The organism is Leeuwenhoekiella aestuarii (genome assembly GCF_004104055.1).
Taxonomy (GTDB): Bacteria; Bacteroidota; Bacteroidia; order Flavobacteriales; family Flavobacteriaceae; genus Leeuwenhoekiella; species Leeuwenhoekiella aestuarii.
This window is the reverse complement of sequence record NZ_QOVJ01000013.1, coordinates 34,631-55,600: the sequence shown is the minus strand read 5'-3', so window position 1 is coordinate 55,600 and position 20,970 is coordinate 34,631. Positions and strand designations below refer to the sequence as shown.

Genomic DNA, 20,970 nt, shown 5'->3' with positions numbered 1-20,970 from the left:
TAGGTTTCCATTTATAGTTAACCAATAACTAAACCTAAATAGGGAAGGTCGCTTGTGATGCTTGCGCTACAAGGGGTTAGCGTTTTTATCGAAGAATTAGTTTCTAGAATGCCACAAAAAAAGTGTAGAATTTATCCACACTTTTGTGGATAAATTCTGCGAAATATAAAGCCTTTTAAAAATGACAAAGCGTCTCGAAAACGTTGTCGTTATTGAGTTTAGCGCCTTTATTATAATAATTCTTGAAGTGTATGTGAACAAAAAAAACCGCACTCAGGCGGTTTGAAAAATTTTGAAATCAAAGGGATTTTTTAACGAGTAATCTGTGAAAATATAAATAGCAGTTCGGTTGCGATCTGAAGACTGCGTTCTTTATATTTTTCAGCTTGTAACGGGGTATTGTCAAAAGCTTTTGGATCTTCAAAAGTTATGGGTATACGTTTTGTTGCCCCGGTAACAAACGGGCAAGCCTCATTAGCCGAATCACATGTTAATACCGCTGCAAAGTCTGATGAAGGATTAAAAGCATCATCTAGTTTTTTTGAAAACCCAAGAATAGGATGTTCATTTTTACCATACTTTATACTATACACCGGATTCTCACCTGTAGAAAGAAGGTTGACTTGAAAACCAGCTTCTTTAAGTGTCTGTGCAATCACAGGAAATAGGGCAGTGGCTTCAGTACCCCCAGAATAGCACTTCACGTTTTTAATAGCTAAAAAACGAGCAATAGTTTGCGCCCAGACTTGAGAGAGGTGACTGCGTCTCGAGTTGTGTGTGCAAATAAAGTTGATGCGAATTTCGTCCTGAGCATTTACTTTAGTTTGAATAAAATCTACTAAAGGTTGCAGAACTGCTTTGCGGTCATCAGAAACGCTCTGAATATCTAGTTGATTAATGGTTTCTGTAAGCTGTTTAAAAACTTGGGTTGTAGTGTTCATTTTTATAGTTCAAGATTAACAACAGCCCCCACCGGGAGTGCAAGTAGTAGCATTTAGTTCAGCCATTTTTACTTTAGGTTTTTCAGCAGGAACACCGCATTGATCTTTTGCTAAACAATCGGTTTGTTTGTTTAGCAGTAAGAAGTTAGAACCATCAAAATCAAGCGTGAAAGTCTCGATGCTACGACCTTGATATTCTACCTCAACCGTTAGCTCTTCATCAATATTTAATTTGTCTTCAGAAAGTTTAATGATTTGGATCAGCTTCTCAGGATGCAACCTGTGATCGTAATCATCAGCATTCCATAATTGAAAGTTTACCACTTGTTCTTTCCTGATAACACCCCCACAATCTATAAAGTGTTTGGATACTTTACCCACTTCAGTAACGTGAAAATGACCCGGTATGAGTTCGCCGTCAGGTAACTGAAAGGAGATTGTTTTTAAATTATTGAGGTGGTTTTTTACTTCTGCAAGTTTCATGGTCACGAGTTTTATTGTTATAGTACAATTGATCACTGCAAATTTTTTAGCAGCAATCTTGATTTTTGGTTAAGTCTTGATCGAGAAATGCTTGTATCACTGCTTTCATAGCCATCCATTTGTCGTTGTCAATACAATAGCAAACACGGGTACCTTCTATAGTTCCCTTTATGAGACCAACTTGTTTCAATTCTTTTAAATGTTGAGAAATGGTGGGCTGAGCGAGACCTATCTCATGCACAAGGTCTCCACAAACACACGAATTGATCTTAAACAAATGCTCTAGAATGGCAACCCGCGCAGGATGACCAAAAACTTTAGCAAACGTCGCTATCGTGTTTTGTTGAGATGTAAATATTTCTGACTTCGTTAATCCCATTAATATTTATTTATTGCAATATTACGATTAATAAATATTTAATCCATACTAGTCTGAAGAATTTTGGGATCAACGATCTGATTTTTCAGATTATATTCTTTACTCAAACCTTATTTCAAATCAAACCAATTGATTTTTAAAAGGAATACCTGCTAAAATAGTGCTAGTGATCTAAGTTTACAATATCTTTGATTATAAGGTAGTTATGAATTGATTTAGACACGTATCAATGGTATGATATGAGGCTTGAGCTCAGGGTTTAATAAAGAAGAATATTATGAATACACTTACAGAATATGAAACCTATATCATCAGTGCTCTTGCGCAAGGTGCTAACATTCAAGAAGTAAAAAAGGTTTTACGACACTTCGGCCAAAAGCCTGATTCCGTAAGCAGTATTGAAAAAAAACTTAAAGAACTCAAGAAAAAATTTGATTGCAAAACCACCTTTCAGCTTGTATATGAATTGGGAAGATATGTAGTTGAAATTGATGTTGAGGAGATCCTTAAGTAACTAAACTTCTTGAATTTTGTGTATCCAACCTAAATCAGATTTACCCTTCTATGAGAATTATGTGTCTGTTTTACCCAAAGGATAGGCCTAAAAGTATTAAATAAAATAGTTCGTGTCTGTGACTACAGATTCTAGCAAAGCATAGATAGGTCTTCTAATTTAAAGCAGATGCAGCGTTGTATTTTACCTCAGTTCATTGATTCGTCCTTTTATTTGTTCTTCCAATTCCGCAATGCCCTCAAACTTTTTAAAGTTTAAATCCTTTTCAATTAATTTTAATTCAGAGGTCAACTCTAAAATTATGTCTGTAATGATATGCATGGAGAACTAATAAGACTCTGTTCTGTGAAATACCGTAATATCAAATTTGACACCTCTGCTTTTAGAACCTGGACTGCTGTTCTAGTACGAATTCAGATACAGTTAGGTCTTTTTTAGTACTGCTTTCCTTCATCACTTCTGGTCATCTTGGAGCAGTAAAAAGCCTAGTGCTACCACACTCCAACCACACTTTACCACATTTTCAGTGGGTGAATATGGTATAAAATTAGTTTCACCTCAGTATAGCCCAGAAGTATATTTGAACCAGACTACCTTAAAGCAGGTAGTTAAAATGGAGGGCTACCCTGCTATCTGATCTATATAGTTTTTTTAAAACGTGGCAATGTGCTGTTTAGAATAAATTGATATATAGATTGATTCAAAAAATGCCAGGAAGTCAACCGAATCCTAAAACATTTTGGATATTTACAAATAGTAAAAACTAAAGATTTGGAAGACTACATAATTGGAATCGGGAAGCGCATTCGAGAAATCAGAAAAGATAAAGGATTTACCATTAGTACGGTTGCAACCCAAGCAGATGTAAGTAATGGACTCATTTCGCGTATAGAAAACGGAAGGACAATACCCTCGTTGCCGGTATTGTTAAATATCATCAATGCTTTAGAGATCGAAGTAGCTGCTTTTTTTAATAGTCTTCCGCAAAGCGGAAAAACTTCTTTTATTGTTTCTCGCAAAGCAGAACATTCCTTACTAGAAAAAGAAGATGATGCTAAAGGCTTTCAGTATAAATCTATTTTTGGCAAATCACTTGCTTCTATAGCTTTTGAGGCAGTTTTGCTTGAAATTCAACCCGGTTCTGAACGTAGTAAAGTAGAAACCGATGCCTATGAATTTAAGTATATGCTCTCTGGAAGTTGTGTTTACAACATTGGTGATGAGGAAGTAACTTTGCACGAAGGGGACTCCATATTTTTCGACGGGAGAATTCCACATGTACCCATCAACCGCAGTGAGGTCCCTACTGCTATGCTTGTTCTTTACTTTTATTTAAAAGACATTGAAAGCTAAGCGTGCTTTCAACATTTTAAAAGACTGGGTTAATTCAATAATATGCCTTCAAGCTCAGTTATTACCTTAAGAATGTAATCTGGCTTTGCAGCTTCTAATTGTTCTTTAGTTTGTGCTCCGCTTAAAACACCTATGGTTAAACCACAGTTGGCATTTTTTCCTTCTATGATATCTATTTGAGAATCTCCTGCTTTGAGCACCTGAGAAGGATCGGTAATCCCAAACTGCTGCATGGCTTTGTGAATCATATCAGGGGCCGGTCTTCCAACTTCAACAGCATCGGCTGTGATGAGCATATCTATTTCTTCACCTACATGCCACTCTAGCTTAGCCAGTAATTTTGTTGCGGTTTTAAAATCATAACCGGTATTGAGAACCACCTTAATATTGTGATTTTTCAGCTTCTTAAAGAAAGGAAGCATTCCGGCAAAAGTGCCTATTTCGAGCGTGTCATAAGCGACTTCTAATTCGGGTTTGAAGGCCACAAAAGCAGCTGCTGCTGCTTCTTGTACAGCAGTACAATGTGTACAGTTTTGTAAAACATCGGTAATCGCCTGATGTTTTTCCTTACCGGCACCAAACTCCAAAACAGCATCAAGACTTACCGTGTAACCTAAGTCATTGATGACTTTCTGTACGGTTTTGTACACAATATTATTTTCATTTACGGTGGTGCCTGCCATATCAAAAACGACCAATTTTATAGTATTCATACGTTTTAATTAAGTATCGTGTTGAGGTGTTCTTTTGAGAATCCTGCGCTTCCGGTCATTCCTTTTCCTCCAATTCCGGTAGCGATGTGAATGCGCTCTCCTAAAGTTTTCAAAAAAATATCTTGTGTCTTACATTGGGAGTAAATCCCATACCAGCGATCCTGAATTTCATAGGTAGGCAGGTCAATGATTTTTTGAGCTTCAGCGATCATAAAATTGTCTATATCCATATTCAGGTCATACCCTAAATCTTCCATACGATCAGCATCAGCATATTCATGAGAATCCCCTAAAATAACAGAACCATCTACAGCTTGTTTAAACAGAATATGAACGCCCCATTTCTTCTCTAAACTATGTGGATCTTCTTTAGCTTTTATTTCTTTAAATGAGGGACATTCATAATAGGCTTCGTAACGACGGATAGACAAGCCAGTTAAAATAGAACCGGGAAGTTTATAATTTTGCTGTGGTTTAGTTTGTAGCATTTGCAATTTAGAGAGCTGCAAGTCACTATCTGCAAAAAGCTGTGGGTAAAGTGTTTTAAAATCACTTCCGTTACAGATTAATGCTTGAGCAGCTTTAAAAGTGTTTCCAGCTGCAGTAGTGATGGCAACTTCATCAGTGCTTTGATCAATGTGTATGACCTTTGTATTTGTAAATAAATCCAGTTTTTTTTGAGTCACCAGAAATTGTTGTAAACGGTGAATCATCGTGCGCGGCTCTACCGTAACTTCATCAGGAAAAAACAAGCCTGCTTTGACATAATTTGCTCGTAAACCGGGATATTTTTTCAAACATTCTGCTTTGGTGAGTAGCTTAGAAGTATAGTTATTCGTTTTATTGATCACCGCCAGTTCTTCAATAAGCTGCAGTTCTTCAGGATTAGATGCGAGGTATACAGAACCATTTTGACGAATCGTAATATCAAAAAGCTCTTGAATTTCTTGGTAAATACGCAGACTTTCCCGACCATAGTTTTGCCACTTGGTATTCATTCCTGAAGGTACCACCTGACCAAAATTACGCGTGGTTGCACCTTGTGGCATCAGGCTTTGCTCCAAAATAGCGACACGCAACCCTTTGTTTAAAGCATGGTAGGCATGAAAAGTACCCAGAACACCTCCACCTACGATAAGAAGGTCATATTTAGTTTTCATAAATTAAAACATTAAGATTGGTGTTGCGGTGTTTGTTTTTTAAATAGAAATAAGAAAGGATAACACTACAGGTACCCAGTACAGAAAGTAGGTAGGCTCCGTTGATAAAAAAGGACAGCCATGATCGTGCGTTCATCCCGAAGTTTTTATAAAGCAGAACACCCATACTCCCCAGATATCCAAAAGCATCTGCAAGATAAATTAGAAAGCCGGCATTTCCCTTTATGCGAAATGCAGCGATAAACCGGTCAAAAAATAAGGCGTTAAACGGGACGTAGCAGATGTACAAACCAAAACCGGAGATTACCATCCAATAAAACGGATCGAGTATTTCAGACTGTAATAAAAATGTTGCAATACCTACCGAAAACGTACCGATTAGTAATATACCATGATAGGTGAGCAAGGCTTTGAGGTTATCTTTTATCGCATAGACAGAAGCCAGAATAATCAAAACAAGAAGCGCTACAGCCAGCTCAGAGGTGCTGTATACCGCAATATCCCCGGCATAACCCAGATCATCCCATAGCTCTCGGGCGTAATTATCCCTGAGGTCTCTAAAAGCAGTTAAACTAACGTAGAATAGTATCAGAATAAAAAGTGGTAATGCAAATTGCTTGAGCACTTCTTTACGTGCTGTTTTATTCATAGGAACGCGGGCAACGCGTAAGGACTCGTCTTCAGCTGTAGGAGGGGAGATCGTTTCTAAAAGTCTGGCAAAAAACATTAAAGGGATGAGAAATAAAGCTCCGGTTACTGCAGGCATCCAAAACTGGGAAACTTCCCAGAAGGCCATAACATATAAACCAATAGATTTTACCACGCCGCTTGAAACAATAAAACTGGTGCATAAAATGACTCCTAGTATTTCGGTGAATTTTCGTCCTTCCAAGTAGGAAAACACAATGCCCCAAATCATTCCCAAAGGCAGACCATTGAGAATCATGAATAAAATATTATAGGGCTGCGGAACAAAACCAAAAAGGAGGAGCGCAATTTCAGAAATACCTATGAGTGCTAACAAATAGGTGAGGCGTTGCTTTGACTTTAATTCAGAAATTACTTTGATCCCAATAAATTTGGAGAGCATATAACCCAAAACCTGAGCGATAATGAGCAGGATTTTATAATCGATTCCCAGAACACTTAGGTGTTCAAAAGTTGCAACTGCAAAAGGTTTTCTAAATGCATACATACAGAAATACGCACCAAATGCAGCCAGAGACGCACGACTAATAAATGCAAGATCTTGTTTTTTGATGGGCATAGTGGGTTTTAATAATCTGGTCAAAAGTTTAAGAATAAACCCCCGACCGCAGTTTAAAATATAAATAAACAAGCAGTAACAAATCTATTTAAAAGTTTACTTATATTAAAATTTACAGTTTTAATGTTTTATTTTATTTCTTATTTGTAAACTAATTTAATTTTTGCTTGATGTGTTTAACAACTTCAGTAGTATAGATCTGTTCTTCGTTTTGAATAGCTCCTTTTTGATCAGCACCAGCTCCGAAAATTATGAGCCAGGTCTGATCTGCACCTTTGATATCGCTTCCGTGACTTTTCCAGGTTTCTAGAGGTTCTGTTCCACGCCCGTGATCTGTAGTGATGATCAGGGTAGTTTGATCTTTATAGAATGCATCGGCCTGAACATATTCCCAAACCTCTTTCAGCATTGTGTCTGTGGTGTGTGCCGAATTCAAATAGGCATCATATTCCCCATCATGTGCAAAATCGTCTGTTTCGCCGTAGGCTATATAAACCAGACTTGGATGATTTTTTTGCATATATGCTAAGGCATAATTGTGAGTAAACGCATCCAGACGTACACTTCCCCACGGACTCGGTATCTCTTTTTGTAATTTATTGAGGAAGATTTCCCGGTCTGATAAAGGCGTATCTGTAGCCGGATCGAAAGCTGCATTTACAGGAATACCACTGCGTTTATCATTAATAATATATGGGAAAACATCCCAACTGGTAAAAGCAGCAACCTTGCCTTTGTATTTTGAAGTATTATTTAATTCTTCCAGGATGGTTACATTAGGGTTATAGATCTTATCATTACTCTTGATATTTTTATCATCTGCTTTACCTGTAAGGATCTCGTTATAACCGGGATAAGAAAACCACATCGTGTTGGTTAGGTTAACCTTGCTTCCAGATTCTCTATTTCCGTGAATTTCCCCGTGATGGACTACCTCATTCCAAATAAAAGGTAATAAGGCTTCTCGGCGTTCAGCTTTGGTTTCCCGCCAGAATTTGGACTTTAAAGCTGTGGTATCATGAACATATTCAGGGTTGCTAATGAGTTTAGGATCGGCACCGGTAAACAGTTCTTGCCAGCGAAATCCGTCTAATGTGATCAAAATGACTTTTTGGTCTTCTTTGTTTTGAGCTTGCGTTTTAAAAACACTCAAGCCAGCCAGAAGGAGCAGTAGCATTACTTTTCTAATATGCATATCGGAATCTTTATTTAGTTTTAAAAGTCAGGGTTTCAGACCAGTCACTCCATCCCAGATATTGATCCCGATACCGAACTCGCCAATAGTAGGTAGTTGCGGGTTTTAAGCGGGATAAATCTTCATCTGTAAGGTCATCACCCTTTTGCCTGTTTTCTTTGTAATACCAATTTTCATTTTGTTTCCAACTGTCTTTAATCAGTTTTTCAAAGTCGGGTGTTGTAGACACTTGCCAGTGCGATGCGGTATGTTTACTAGAAACTCTTCCTCCGCTAAAGGCAGACGCTTTTAGCGTGATAGCAGTGATGTCTACAGTTTCTTTTTTAGGAGAGACCCCAACAGGTGCATCGGGCTTTTGATTCAGTTTATAAACAGTGATACTATCAGTTACCGCATTGTTTTTAGGATGTTGAACATTACCGCGGCTGATGCGTTTGAGACTGATCTTAGGATCTGCAGGATTGGGATCTACATTTATCATCACAAAACCATATTCATCTTGGGTAACGGTAAATTCGTCATAATCGCGACCTTCAAACTCGCCCCAGTTGTCTATAGAACCACCAGCTGATGCTACATTTACCCACAAGTGATTGTGATCGCGTGATTGTCCACGGGAATACCCGTGTGTATGACCAAAAAAATGAACGCTGGGTTTACCGGTTTTATCTGAAAAAGCTTCAAGCATCTTAACCACTTTTCCGGTGGTTTCTTCTTCCCCCGGAATCCATAATTCTGACTTATACGGATGATGTAGTTGAGCAAAAACAAAATCAATGTCTTCTTCAGTTTCGGTGTCTTTCAATACCTGTTCAAGCCATTCGTATTGTTGTCGCATATCGCGATACCCTTCATTAGAATCTAACCCAATAATTCGTATGTTACCATAATCTTTGTACCACCAGTGCTCCGAATAAGCAGGGTCTCCGTTTTCGGGCAGGCTGAAGTATTTAAAGAAAAACTGAGCGTTTTGTTCGTGATTTCCGGGGACGGGATATACAGGAACTTGTGAGAAAAGTTTTTCTGAAGGTCTGAAGAAATCGGTTTGCCACTGCTCATAATTGCTTCCCTGAGCCACAAGATCCCCGGGAATCATCACCAAAGCTAAATTGTCTGGAACTTTTCCGTCAAATTGCTGCTCCAGATACTTGAGAATACCTTCATTGACGACTTCACTGAATTTATCTGGTTGACTGCGGTCTATTTGCATATCGCTCATAGCGATCAGATTAAAGGAGGCTGCTTCACCAGAAAATGGAGGGGTTTTAAACTGAAGAATATCAGATCGAAGTTTTCCGGTTTTAACTCGGTAAAAATAGGTGGTGAAGCGCTCTAAACCGGTAAGCTGAACTTCATGTAAGCGCGATTCTCCAAAATTCACTTTACTGGAGGTACCTGTAGTTTTGTTTCCCAGTTTTGCTGTTAAGCCCCATTCTACGATGCTTTCTCCCTTAAACTCGGTTTCCCATTTTATACGAATTGATGTGGGCTCTGCATCCTGCAAATAAGGATGTACCAGAAAACTATTTTGTTGGGCCTGCGTATGGGTGCAAAAACTGATAATAAACAGGCTAAGAACTATGATGTGTTTCATTGTCTTTATGGTTTTGAGATTTTTTGTAGTGCATTTTCTAAAATAACCAGAGCTTCTGCAAGCTGCGTGGATGTTATGGTGAGTGCCGGGCAGAGTTGTAAAACATTGCCTTTAGAGACTTTAAAACTCAGTCCGTTTTTAAGACATTCATACATAATCGCTTCTGCTTCAGCGGTAGCTTTTTCTTTAGTTGTGCGATCCTTTACGAGTTCTATACCCCAGAGTAAACCAAGACCTCTAATATCGCCAATGATGTTGTATTTATGCAGGAAATCCTTCAGGGTAGCCTGCATCATACCTTCTAAGTAAACGACGTGCTCCAGCAGATGTTCTTCTTCAATAATTTGCAATGTTGTTAGCGCTGCAGCTGCACCCATAGGACTTTTTTCAAAGGTATAATGCCCCATCGAAATGTGGTTAAACCGGTCGTATTCCTTTTTAGTAACGATCGCTGCCTGAGGAATAATACCACCTCCAAGTCCTTTTCCTAAACAAAGAATGTCTGGTATAATGTCAAAATGTTCGTAAGCAAATAGTTTTCCGGTTCGGCCTAATGCGATTGGGATCTCATCAAGAATTAGAAGAATCCCGTATTGATCACAAAGTGCTCGGGCTGCTTTCCAAAATTTTTTAGACGGAATTTGAGCATCAGTATTGCGCACGGTTTCTGCTAAAAAAGCTCCAATCTGATTGTCTTTTGCCAAAATGTACTCCAAATATTCGATCGCTTTATCTTCGTTATTCTCATAAATACCGCGATAGGTAATGGGAGGGGGAATACGTTCTACACCGGGCATCAAAGGTTCCATGTGTTCTCTAAAAACCGCTTCACCGCTAACACTCACTACATCGAGCGATGCCCCGTGAAACGAATCCCAGAAGGAAACTACTTTAAACTTACCGGTTATCGCGCGAGCCAGTTTAAGCGCGATCCCAACTGCAGAACTTCCGTTAGGAGTCATCAGTATTTTATCTAAACCGGGAGTTAGGCTTGTTAGTTTTTCGGCAAAATGAATAGCCGTTTCGTTGGTGTATCTTCGGGTAGAAAAGGTAAGTTGGTCTAACTGATTTTTGAGTGCTTCAATGAGTTTAGGATGTGAAAAACCCAGCTGGTGTACATTGTTTCCGTGAAAATCAAAATAGTTTTTACCAGAAGTGTTGGTAATAAACGGACCCTGAGCATCGGCCAGTACGTCCATACAAGGCGTAGATAGCGCCTGGTGTAAAAAGTACTGCGCATCTTTTTCTAAGAGTTTTTTTGTCGTGGCATCAACTTCTTCTGTTAACCATTTTTTTCGACCTTCAGACCGGTTGATATCTCCTTCAACAAGGAGTTCGTTTTTAGAAAGTTTATTCTCCATAGTGCACGTCTAGTTGAGATTCAATTTACCTGCCGGAATAATTTGTTTGCCAATACCCGGTCCTTTGTATTGCGCATCCAGATAGTAACCCCCGCCACCGTTAAAATATTCAATTTTAATAGTATGTGCACCTGAATTTAGATTTATAGTGCCGCTTCGCTCCTGTACGCCGTGATCCCCATCATTGTCAACCACTAGTTTTTCATCAATATAAAGTTTGCTGCCATCATCACTGTTGATATAAAAAGTATAGCTGCCGCTTGTATCTATTTTTAATACGGAATTGAAAACTATGGCAGTACTTGCTGCGGAGTCCAGACTGTCAAGGATGCCGCTTTCAAACTCCATAATATTCCCGGTTTGTGATGCTTTGAGGTTTCTGAAGTCTGGTAAGGAAGTAAGATTTTCTAAGGGATAAATACGAAATAAAACTCCAGGTTTCTTTTTGGAGGGAATCAATCGGTAATTACCTGAGGAAATTGTGCTGGGAGCTTTCCCCGTTTTGGCAACTATGGCACGCACCAGTGTGGTACGGTCTACTGTAAACGGAGCGGTATATTCTAATCCGTTTTTTTCTGAAGGATCAGAACCATCCAGAGTATAATAAATACTTCCTGTTGTGTTGGGGTTGTTTAATTTAACTTCAATATTAGACGTTGTGAATAATCCGCCGGAAGGAGCATACGGTCCATTTTTAGGAAGTAAAACAGGAGCGAGGAGTTGTTTTTGTTTTTTGTAGCGCAATACTGGTTTTTCAAACCCTACAAAAGCACTTTTAACAGGTCTCCCTATCCATGCTTGTGGTGTTTCTAAACCGGCGATAAAAGCAATAGTGGCTGCATTATCATACTGATATACGGTTTCTTCAATCGTATATCCGTTTTTCACTCCGGCTCCATATAGTATGAAGGGAATGTTGACTTCATTCAGGGATTCACCACCGTGTCCTTTGCCTAAGCCACCGTGGTCAGCTGATATGATGAATAGGGTTTGATCAAAAATTCCAGCTTCTTTCGTTGATGCTATAATAGATCCTATTAAATGATCTGCTTTTTCAACAGCTTGGTAATAAGATTCAGTCCCGTGTCCTTCGCTATGCCCTACATGGTCAACGTGATCCAGATGAATAAAGGTAAAATCGGGTTTATGTTCTGTTATATAGGCAATGGCATCTTGTGTGGTACCGTCTTCGTGTTCTCCGTTGATGTCAAAAGCAACATCTTCTGTATTATATAATCTGCCAAAACCATCCCAATCGTAAATAGTACCTACGTGAGCTTCTGGTTTTTGATCGTGAAATAAAGTGAAAATGGAAGGGAATCTGCTGTCGTGCGCTGAAACTACAGCCGGCAAGGTGTGGTCGTTAGCTTCCCAACCGTTAGAAGTAATGCCATGTTGCTCAGTATCTGCACCCATAATCATACTGGCCCAATTAGAACTAGAACTTGAAGGAAGCACTGCACGCGCTTCAAAAGTAGATGCTCCATATTTTACCAGACTGTCAATAACCGGGGTCTGAGCTTTGTTAATTCCGTCCGGACTCATGCCATCGACTCCTATTACAATGATATGTTTAATTCCCAGATCTGGTTTGCTTTCTGTTGCGCAGGAGCTCAGGAATGCAGTTGCAATCAGCAAACCTGCTTGGAGGCTTTTAAAAAGATAATTTTTATGTTTCATGCTGAAATAAAACAAGTTGAGGTTGCACAAGTCAATGAGCAACCTAACCTGATTTTTTAATAATTGAATTAATAACGGGTTCCGGTTTCCCACCATCCTTTGACGTTGATGTTATCACCACCCATCGCGTTCACTGCATTCTGATAGTTAGCAGTATTCAGAGTTTGTTCAGATGAAGGGTACAGGAAACGTACAGGATAGAATGCTCCGTTAAGCGTATCTGGTCCCGGTTCTAAAGCTGGAAGTCCGGTTCTTCTATAATTCATCCATCCCTGATAATCTACATTCCAGAGAGCTATGGTTTTTTGAGTCAATAGTAGCTCTAAAGATCCGTTATAGGAAACAGCTGGCTGAGCCAGATATGTTGTTATAGTTGTATCGTCAACACCCCAATACGATAAACTTGCCCGTACTCCTGCATTGTAATAAGCTTCAGCATCACCTGAAATGATACCACGCTCTGCAGCTTCTGCAAGAATAAACTGTACTTCAGAATTTTTAATAATATAGGCCTGAGCATCTGTTCTGGAATAATAGAATAGATCTACATCCAGACGACTGGGACTGTTTGCATCATCAAAAGCCCGTGCGTTATCCTGATTCAATCCAATAGGCATGCCTACCCATTTGCCTTCACTATTTCGGTCAAACCAGATATCTAATCTCGGATCGTTAAAGGTGTTGAAGTATTCTAAAGCAGTATCGCATAAACTCTTTTCATCAAAACCACCTATACGGCCTGTACTTTGTGGCCACGAGTCTGTATTAGACGTTCCGCTGTAGGTAAGTGTTGCATTATCTGCGTTAGTATTGATGTAGTTTCCTGTACTTGCAATAGCTTGCATTTCTTGAGAGACATCGCGTTGTTTGGAGATGCGTAAGAGATAGCGCAATCTTAGAGCATTCGCCAATTTTCTCCATTGAGCCGGATCTCCATCATAAATAACATCTCCTGTAGTACCACTAATACTTTGATTTGCGGCCAAAGCAACATCAGCATTTGCTAAATCCTGAAGTACGCCATTGTAAATCATTTCCTGTGAATCATAAACCGGCGTAAAAATACCCTCTATATCTCCCGCTAGAGCTTCAGAATACGGAACGTTCCCATATAGGTCGGTAAGATTTGCAAAGCAAAGTGCGCGTAAGGTAAGTGCAATCCCTTCGTAGGTGCTATTCTGGGTTTCTTCATTTCGTGATATCTGAAGAATATCATCTATTTCCGGAAGAATTCCGTAGAAAAAGTTCCACATTCCCTGATCGCCCCAATCAAATTGAGCAAAACCCGGAAAATTATTTTTAGCCATCAATTGCGTGATGGAGTTTCCATCGCTATACCCTTCCTGAGTGAGTGTTCGGGTAATTTCTGAAGTTACCGTAGCGGTGAGCAGGTTTGCGCTTACCGTTTCAGGAGCATTAGGATTGGTGTTGATTTCTTCAAAATTATCGGTACAGCCTGTAATTAAGAGGCAGGCCAGTACAAGAATCTGAACTATATTACTTGTTTTCATCGTGTGTTTTCTTAAAATTCTAGATTAACGTTTACACCAAAACTACGGGTGCTGGGCAGCGCCATATCTTCTACACCAGGAACAATAGATCCTCCGGAAAATGAAATAGATTCTGGATCTACGTGGTCGTTTTCGGTCCATAGCGCCAGATTTCTTCCTACTAGAGAGATCGTAGCTGAAGAGAAGGGAATGGTATCAAACCATTTTTTAGGCAGATTATACCCCAGTTTAACTTCGCGTAATTTGATGTAAGTAGCATCAAACATGGAACTCTCTTCATTGCTTCTGTTATATACGTGCGAGTAGTAATTAGAGGCTGAAACATTCTTAGTATTTGGGGTATAGGACCCATCAGCATTTGCAATGACACCTGCTGCAACAATACCTGTTTCACGACCTGGAACTGTAAAATCTAACATACCGGTTGTACCACCAATGGCAACGGTGCGGGAGTGAAACTCCCCCCCTTGTCTCCAGTCAAACAAAAAGCTGAAGTTGAAGTTTTTATATTGAAAGCTGTTTTGAAAACCAACCATAAAATCCGGACTGTAATTACCTAGTTTTCTCAATTCGTTGTCAACGATAGGTAGTCCAGAATCAGGGTTTATAATCCACTGCCCGTTATATTCGCTATCAGGATCGTTTACTTTCTGAAAGCCGGTTCCATACAGATCTCCAATGCGCTCCCCAATAGCAGCCCCCACGGTGAGGTAATTGTTTTTAATTGTATAAAAATCTAAGCCTTCTGTAAGCTCTACAACCTTCCCACGGTTCATTGTAAAATTAACGGAAGAATTCCAGCGGAAATTATCTGTGCGTAGAGGAGTGGCATTCAAAGTGATTTCAAGCCCTCGGTTTTGTACCTCCCCAGCGTTAATTACACGAGAACTGAATCCTGAGGTATTAGAAACCGGAAGTGATATAATCTGATTTTTAGTAGTAGACTGATATACTGCAACATCAAGTCCCAGACGATTACCGAAGAAGCGAACATCTGCACCTAATTCTATCGAGTTGGTTTTTTCAGGTTTCAAATCAGAATTTTTCAATTCTGATGGAGAATACACTCTTGAGAATCCATTAAAGGTATCTCCAAAACCATACGTAGCTGCCAGATTGTAGGGGTTGGTATCATTACCTACCACAGCATATCCTGCTCTTAGTTTAGCAAAACTGATGGCTTTCGGCATTTCAAACATATCAGAAAGAATAGCACTTATACCTGCAGAAGGGTAGAAGTAGCTGTTGTTATCTTCCGGAAGTGTTGAAGACCAGTCGTTACGAGCGGTTAAGTCTAAAAATAAATAATTCTTATAAGCGATATTACCAAAGGCGTACGCACTATTAACTCTGAACTCACTGTCATAATCGCTTGTCGTAAGCGGTTCTGCAGCATTACCAAAATTATAGATGGCAGGAATTGAAAGCGAGTTAGCACTAATACGCTGATAGCGATTTTTAGCCACCCTGTGATTAGCACCCACTGAAACTCCTAAATCAAAATCTTCAGTAAGCGTTTTGGTATAAGACAGTAAGAAGTCGGTATTCTGCTCCTGAGCATAAGTGTAATCTTCCCGATATTGCCCTTTAGGAAATCGCTGTGTAGAGTAAGCTCTTTTACGCATATCGAGCTCATTAGAATAATCTAAACCTGTACGGAACATCAAGTCTAACCCATCTGCTAGTTGAAGATCTGCACGCATATTGGTAATAACACGATCCCGGTTAAACGAGTTTGTATTTTCATATACTGTAAAGAACGGGTTGTCATGATAATTGTAGTTGTAGTTAAACTGCTGAGAGTTTTCAAGTCCCGGTTGCCAGTAATCTCTTAGCCCATTCATATCAATATGACGACCAAACCAAATCCATAAGTACATCACATTTTCGGTACCGTAAGAGTTATTAGGACGGTTATCTGAGTTAGAATTTATATAATTCATCGAAGCGCTCACCTTTAACCAATCTGTTAAATTGTAAGCCCCGTTAATCGCATAGGTACGTCTTTTGAAATTAGAGTTGGGTACAATGCTTTCACTGCTTAAATCTGTAAATGACACTCTAAAGTTTCCATCTTTATTAGCCCCCGTTAAAGCGACGTTATTGCTCATTGTAAATCCGGTTTCAAAGAAATCTCTAATATTATCAGGATGTGCAATAAATGGGGTGGCGATAATTTCATCAGCAAATGTTCCGTCTGCATTACGCGGTCGAAGATCTACATCACCGGCTCTAAACCCGCTTGTGGTAGGGCTGTCGTGTTGTGGCATTAATTGTCCGTTAAGTGCAGGTCCCCAGCTTTCATCAACATGATCATTAATCCCACCTGTTACAGAACGATTTTGACCTCCATCGTTAAATGCAAATTGACCGTTAGATCCTTGCCCGTATTCGTTTTGATATTTCGGTAAGGTTAAGAGGGTTTCAAAAGTAGTATTGTGATTGATAGAAACGCCTATACCTTTAGTGCCTTTACCTGATTTGGTTGTGATCAGAACCACACCATTTGCACCTCGAGAACCATAAAGCGCAGTTGCATTAGGACCTTTAAGCACGGTCATTTCTGCAACGTCATCAGGATTGATATCCATTGCTCCGTTACCAAAGTCAACACCCATATTACCATCTCCACCTGCATTGTTTATGTTGTTGTTGATAGGGATTCCGTCAACTACAAAGAGCGGTGAATTTGCATTAGGGCTGGGGTTTAATGAGTTTTCACCACGGATGATGATCTGTGAGCTAGAACCTACACCACTGTTACCACCTGTAACCCGTACACCGGCCATTTTACCCGAAAGTGAGTTTACCACGTTCGTTTCTTTGGCTTCGGCAAGTTCGTCGCCGTCAACTTTTTGTACAGCGTACGACAGTTTTTTAGTTTCTCTTTTAATCCCAAGAGCAGTTACTACAACTTCATCAAGGCTTTGTGCATCTTCCTCTAGAACTATAGTCAATGTAGATTTACCTAGAACATCAATGTCTTGAGATTTAAATCCCATAAAGGTAACCTCAATAATATTCTCATCTTCAGGAATATTGATTGTAAAATTTCCGTCAAAATCTGTGACTACACCTATTGTAGTATTTTTTACCACAACACTGGCGCCCGGTAGAGGCATGTCGTTAGTGTCTGTTACAGTACCCTGAAGCGTTCTATCTTGAGCAAATAACATAGCGCTTAGGAGAAATAGGGTAAGGTGTGTTACATAAATTACTTTTTTCATTATTTGGATTAATTATTAATATTAGTAAACAATCAATCGCAAATGTGGTTAAAAAGTGACCATATGTAAATTTTTAGGCTTTAAGAAATTCTTAACGAAAGTTGAAGAAAGTGAAGAATTTTACACAGCTATGTTAATTTAAATTAAAGAAAACTGCTATAACGATAGTAATAGTAGGGAGAAGTTAAATTAACATTATTGATGAGCAGTTAGATTTTTGTAATCGAAGTCTTTTTTTACGTTAACCTATGAGTCTAGCCCACTGTAAACAGTATAAAATGTCTATAAAAAAAATAGCACCTGAATAAATAGTAATTTTTAAAAACTTGATAGAAATTAATTCGTATAAGTAGCTGTGGGATATTTCTGTGTAATCACCAGCTTTTTCGACAGGGAGGACTTTTTTCTGGGCGAGTACACTACTTCGTGGCAAGCCTGTCTGTCGACAAAGGCAATCCTGCGAAGTATTAAACTGAACAGTACATTCTCTTTATAGAGCTAAAAAGCAATTTCTAAATCTAGAAACTGAGATAAAGTAGAATGATTGGAATTAGAATACAAGATTTTTTAGCTTGTATAGAAAAGTAAGAGAACTATTTTAAAAGAAAATTAGAGGGAAATTAAATTTGATTTGAACAGATTCAAACTGATTAAAGGAGATCATTTTAAAAATTATAGTTCAATAAAAAAGGCAGTCATACATTAGTATAACTGCCTGATTATTAAGTAGCGAGAGGGGGGCACGATCCCCCGACCTCCGGGTTATGAAAATTCAAAATCGCACTCTAAATTACATCAAAAACACTCATAATCAATTAGTTATATAAAATTCTATTTTACATAATATCAATTAATATCAAGGAAAATGGCAATTTGTTGTACCTATGTTGTACCTAAAATTTAGTAATTTAATGGTCTAATTTTCAGATTATGGCGTCTATTCAAACAGTACTTAGAAACAAACCAAATGCTAGATTGTTGTACCCAATCGCCATCAGAATTACAAAAGACAGAAAAACTTCCTACATTTTTACAGGCCAGTATATTGATAAAATGCAATGGAACCAGCAAAAAGGTTTGGTTAGGAAGTCACATCCTGATGCGACATCCATTAACCAGCTTATTCTATCAAAGTTGAGCGAAGCTAATAAGCGGCTCCTTAAGGCAGAGTCCGAGAAAGAATATCAATCTGTTTCAGCTATTAAAACTAATATCGTAAAAAAAGATCGATTTGATTTTTTTAGTGCAGTAAAGATTCAATTGCGACGGCTTGAAGAGCGTGGTCAGTTTCATCAACGGGATGTTGTAAAAAGCAGAATGGATAAGTTTAAAGCCTTTGCCAAATCAGACAAATTACACTTCAATGAAATAACTGTTGACCTTTTAAAACGTTTTGAAGCCTATCTTAAAAATGAGATTGGTTTAGCGCATCGCACTACAATAAACTATATGATTGCTATAAGAACTATTTATAATATAGCAATAGGAGAGAAGTGGGCAGAACGCAATCATTATCCATTTGGGAGAGGTGGATATACCATTAAATTTCTAGAGTCAGATAAAATAGGTCTTAATGTCGAAGAAGTGAAACTTTTAGAAAATGCTCAAGGCTTAACTCCATCCCAACAGCATGCATTGAATATATGGTTAATCAGTTTTTACTTCGCAGGAATACGAGTAGGGGATGTATTGCAATTGAAGTGGTCTGATTTCATTGACAATAGGTTACGTTATAGAATGGGAAAAAACCAAAAGTTAGTTTCTCTGAAAATCCCTGAGAAGGCAAAACCTATACTAGAATATTACAAGAGTTTGGCTGAGGACAATTTTGTATTTCAGGAGTTACGCTTTGTAGATCCTAAAGATGCAAAAATACTTCGTACGAGAATTAAGACGGTTACCCGCACCTGCAATCGTCATTTAAAAAAGATTGCCGAGCATCTAGGAATTTCTAAAAGTCTGAGTATGCATATCGCTCGTCACAGTTTCGGTAATATTTCCGGGAGTAAAATTCCCATTCAAATGTTGCAGAAATTATACCGTCATTCATCAGTAACTACTACGATTATGTATCAATCCAATTTCATGCAGGATGATGTAGATGATGCATTAGATAATGTTGTGAATTTTTGATAGATCATTTTAAAAAATCTCTAAAATTATCTTTGTTAATCACTTCAATTTGGGCATTGTAGGCCTCTACAAAAGCCTTAGGAACTTTTACTTTACTTTTAGGATTCCATTTAATTTCAAAAGCTTTTAGTTTTCCTGCCTCTTCCTCTACGTAGTCAATCTCTTGTTGTGATACCGTTCTCCAAAAATAACCTTTGGCTAATGAACCAGTATACGCATTATGCTTTAAACGTTCGGCAATTAAAAAATTCTCCCAGAGATTGCCTTTATCCTGGCGTATTTCCATAGGATTTAAATCACCTATAATCATATTGCGAACACCGGTATCGTAGAAGTAGATTTTTTGATTGGTCTTAATTTCGTTTCGTAAGTTTTTACTAAAACTTGGTAGTTTAAAAATAACATATGCTTGGCATAGTAAATCAATATACGTACCTACAGTTTTTTTATCAATACCTAACAATTGAGCTAGCTCATTATAGCTTACTTCGCTACCTATTTGAAATGCTAATGCTCTTAAAAGTTTCTCTAAGATTTCAGGCTTACGAATCCCACCATAGCTTAGAATATCTTTATACAAATAGCTATCGGTAAGTTGCTTTAAAATATCTTTTTCTTCACCAAAATTGTTAATCACGTCAGGGTACATTCCGTAAATCACACGTAATTCTAATTGCTGTTCAGCTTTTAAGTACCCTACATTAGATTCAAATTCTGTCCAAGATATTGGATAGAGTTGATACTCCCATTTTCTGCCCGTAAGAGGCTCCTGAGTGTGATTGTTTAATTCAAAAGCAGATGACCCACTCACTAGCAGTTGAACCGATTTGAGTTGGTCGGTAATAAGTTTTAATGTGAGTCCTATATTATCGATGCGTTGCGCTTCATCGATAAATACAATTTTGTAGTTCCCTATGATATTTTTAAGTTGCTCTAAATTGGGATTTGAAAGTAGTTTACGCACAGTAGGATCATCCCCATTTAAAAACAGGTATTCTTTATCCTCTAGCAGCTTATTAAAAAGCGTAGTTTTACCTACTTGTCGTGGGCCAATTAAAAGAATCGCTTTACCTGTACCAAATCGATTCTCTATATTTTCTTCTAAACTTCTTTTAATCATATTTAGGGATTGTATTCCCCAAATATAGCTATTTTTAGGGATTGTATTCCCTGAAAATAATTTTATTGTATTTTTAAGCAGTTCGGTTTGAGGGGAAGCTTACAGTACACCCGTGAGGTGAGATTACGATACTCACTAAGTGCTACAAAGCATATACAACGGTGGGAGACGCTTGCTAAAATAGTATTCTTTAATATATGAGAACTGCAAATGAAAGAAAAAAACTGCGATAAGTCGCTGACTAGTTTATCATAGCGCATATGTAATAGTTGAGTGCTTCTGATTTCTTATTACTGCTGAAGCACATCGGTTTTTCTAAAAAGCGCATTGCTTTTGTAG

16 protein-coding genes are annotated in these 20,970 nt (G+C 38.4%); 3 read left to right on the top strand and 13 right to left on the bottom strand.

From position 1 onward, the window contains the following. Positions 1-311 precede the first annotated feature (311 nt). From DSM03_RS17995 to DSM03_RS17985, 3 genes are read right to left on the bottom strand one after another with little or no spacing between them, the layout of a single operon-like run. Positions 312-941 (bottom strand): low molecular weight phosphatase family protein, encoded by a 630-nt coding sequence (locus DSM03_RS17995; protein ID WP_128762941.1) that lies wholly within the window; start codon positions 939-941, stop codon positions 312-314. A gap of 15 nt (positions 942-956) precedes the next feature. After that, on the bottom strand, positions 957-1,424 hold the full coding sequence (locus DSM03_RS17990; protein WP_128762940.1) for a DUF6428 family protein: 468 nt from the start codon (positions 1,422-1,424) through the stop codon (positions 957-959). Positions 1,425-1,470: 46 nt separating this feature from the next. After that, entirely contained in the window at positions 1,471-1,803 is a 333-nt protein-coding gene (locus DSM03_RS17985; RefSeq protein ID WP_128762939.1) for an ArsR/SmtB family transcription factor, read from the bottom strand. Between the two features lie 277 nt (positions 1,804-2,080). Between DSM03_RS17985 and DSM03_RS17980 the strand changes: the two genes are divergently transcribed. Next, complete coding sequence (locus DSM03_RS17980; protein ID WP_128762938.1) at positions 2,081-2,317, top strand: hypothetical protein; 237 nt, start codon at positions 2,081-2,083, stop codon at positions 2,315-2,317. Positions 2,318-3,088: 771 nt separating this feature from the next. Continuing rightward, complete coding sequence (locus DSM03_RS17970) at positions 3,089-3,670, top strand: helix-turn-helix domain-containing protein (RefSeq protein ID WP_128762937.1); 582 nt, start codon at positions 3,089-3,091, stop codon at positions 3,668-3,670. A gap of 29 nt (positions 3,671-3,699) precedes the next feature. On the opposite strand, the gene DSM03_RS17965 is transcribed toward DSM03_RS17970, so the two are convergent. The 9 genes from DSM03_RS17965 to DSM03_RS17925 form a co-directional block, all read right to left on the bottom strand. Then, positions 3,700-4,383: a phosphonatase-like hydrolase gene (locus tag DSM03_RS17965; RefSeq protein WP_128762936.1), complete on the bottom strand. Its 684-nt coding sequence runs from the start codon at positions 4,381-4,383 to the stop codon at positions 3,700-3,702. Between the two features lie 5 nt (positions 4,384-4,388). Next, positions 4,389-5,543 carry a TIGR03364 family FAD-dependent oxidoreductase gene (locus DSM03_RS17960; RefSeq protein WP_128762935.1) on the bottom strand — a complete coding sequence of 385 codons (1,155 nt, stop codon included), beginning with the start codon at positions 5,541-5,543 and terminating at the stop codon, positions 4,389-4,391. After that, complete coding sequence (locus tag DSM03_RS17955; RefSeq protein WP_201740479.1) at positions 5,533-6,810, bottom strand: DUF5690 family protein; 1,278 nt, start codon at positions 6,808-6,810, stop codon at positions 5,533-5,535. Before DSM03_RS17955 ends, DSM03_RS17960 begins: the two co-directional genes overlap by 11 nt. Before the next feature lie 151 nt (positions 6,811-6,961). Next, on the bottom strand, positions 6,962-8,005 hold the full coding sequence (locus DSM03_RS17950) for an alkaline phosphatase family protein (protein ID WP_128762934.1): 1,044 nt from the start codon (positions 8,003-8,005) through the stop codon (positions 6,962-6,964). A 10-nt stretch (positions 8,006-8,015) separates the two neighbouring features. Beyond that, positions 8,016-9,599 (bottom strand): fibronectin type III domain-containing protein, encoded by a 1,584-nt coding sequence (locus DSM03_RS17945; protein ID WP_128762933.1) that lies wholly within the window; start codon positions 9,597-9,599, stop codon positions 8,016-8,018. A gap of 5 nt (positions 9,600-9,604) precedes the next feature. Then, positions 9,605-10,960: a (R)-1-hydroxy-2-aminoethylphosphonate ammonia-lyase gene (pbfA, locus tag DSM03_RS17940; protein WP_128762932.1), complete on the bottom strand. Its 1,356-nt coding sequence runs from the start codon at positions 10,958-10,960 to the stop codon at positions 9,605-9,607. A 9-nt stretch (positions 10,961-10,969) separates the two neighbouring features. Next, positions 10,970-12,640 (bottom strand): alkaline phosphatase family protein, encoded by a 1,671-nt coding sequence (locus tag DSM03_RS17935; RefSeq protein WP_128762931.1) that lies wholly within the window; start codon positions 12,638-12,640, stop codon positions 10,970-10,972. Positions 12,641-12,708: 68 nt separating this feature from the next. Continuing rightward, positions 12,709-14,151 carry a SusD/RagB family nutrient-binding outer membrane lipoprotein gene (locus DSM03_RS17930; RefSeq protein ID WP_128762930.1) on the bottom strand — a complete coding sequence of 481 codons (1,443 nt, stop codon included), beginning with the start codon at positions 14,149-14,151 and terminating at the stop codon, positions 12,709-12,711. A gap of 11 nt (positions 14,152-14,162) precedes the next feature. After that, positions 14,163-17,378: a SusC/RagA family TonB-linked outer membrane protein gene (locus tag DSM03_RS17925; protein ID WP_128762929.1), complete on the bottom strand. Its 3,216-nt coding sequence runs from the start codon at positions 17,376-17,378 to the stop codon at positions 14,163-14,165. Between the two features lie 930 nt (positions 17,379-18,308). Between DSM03_RS17925 and DSM03_RS17920 the strand changes: the two genes are divergently transcribed. Then, positions 18,309-19,511: a site-specific integrase gene (locus DSM03_RS17920; protein ID WP_128762928.1), complete on the top strand. Its 1,203-nt coding sequence runs from the start codon at positions 18,309-18,311 to the stop codon at positions 19,509-19,511. Between the two features lie 4 nt (positions 19,512-19,515). Here the strand turns inward: DSM03_RS17920 and DSM03_RS17915 are convergent, their stop codons facing one another. After that, the gene (locus tag DSM03_RS17915) at positions 19,516-20,631 is read right to left on the bottom strand and encodes an ATP-binding protein (protein WP_128762927.1); all 1,116 of its coding nucleotides are present in this window, start codon (positions 20,629-20,631) and stop codon (positions 19,516-19,518) included. Positions 20,632-20,970: the final 339 nt, after the last annotated feature.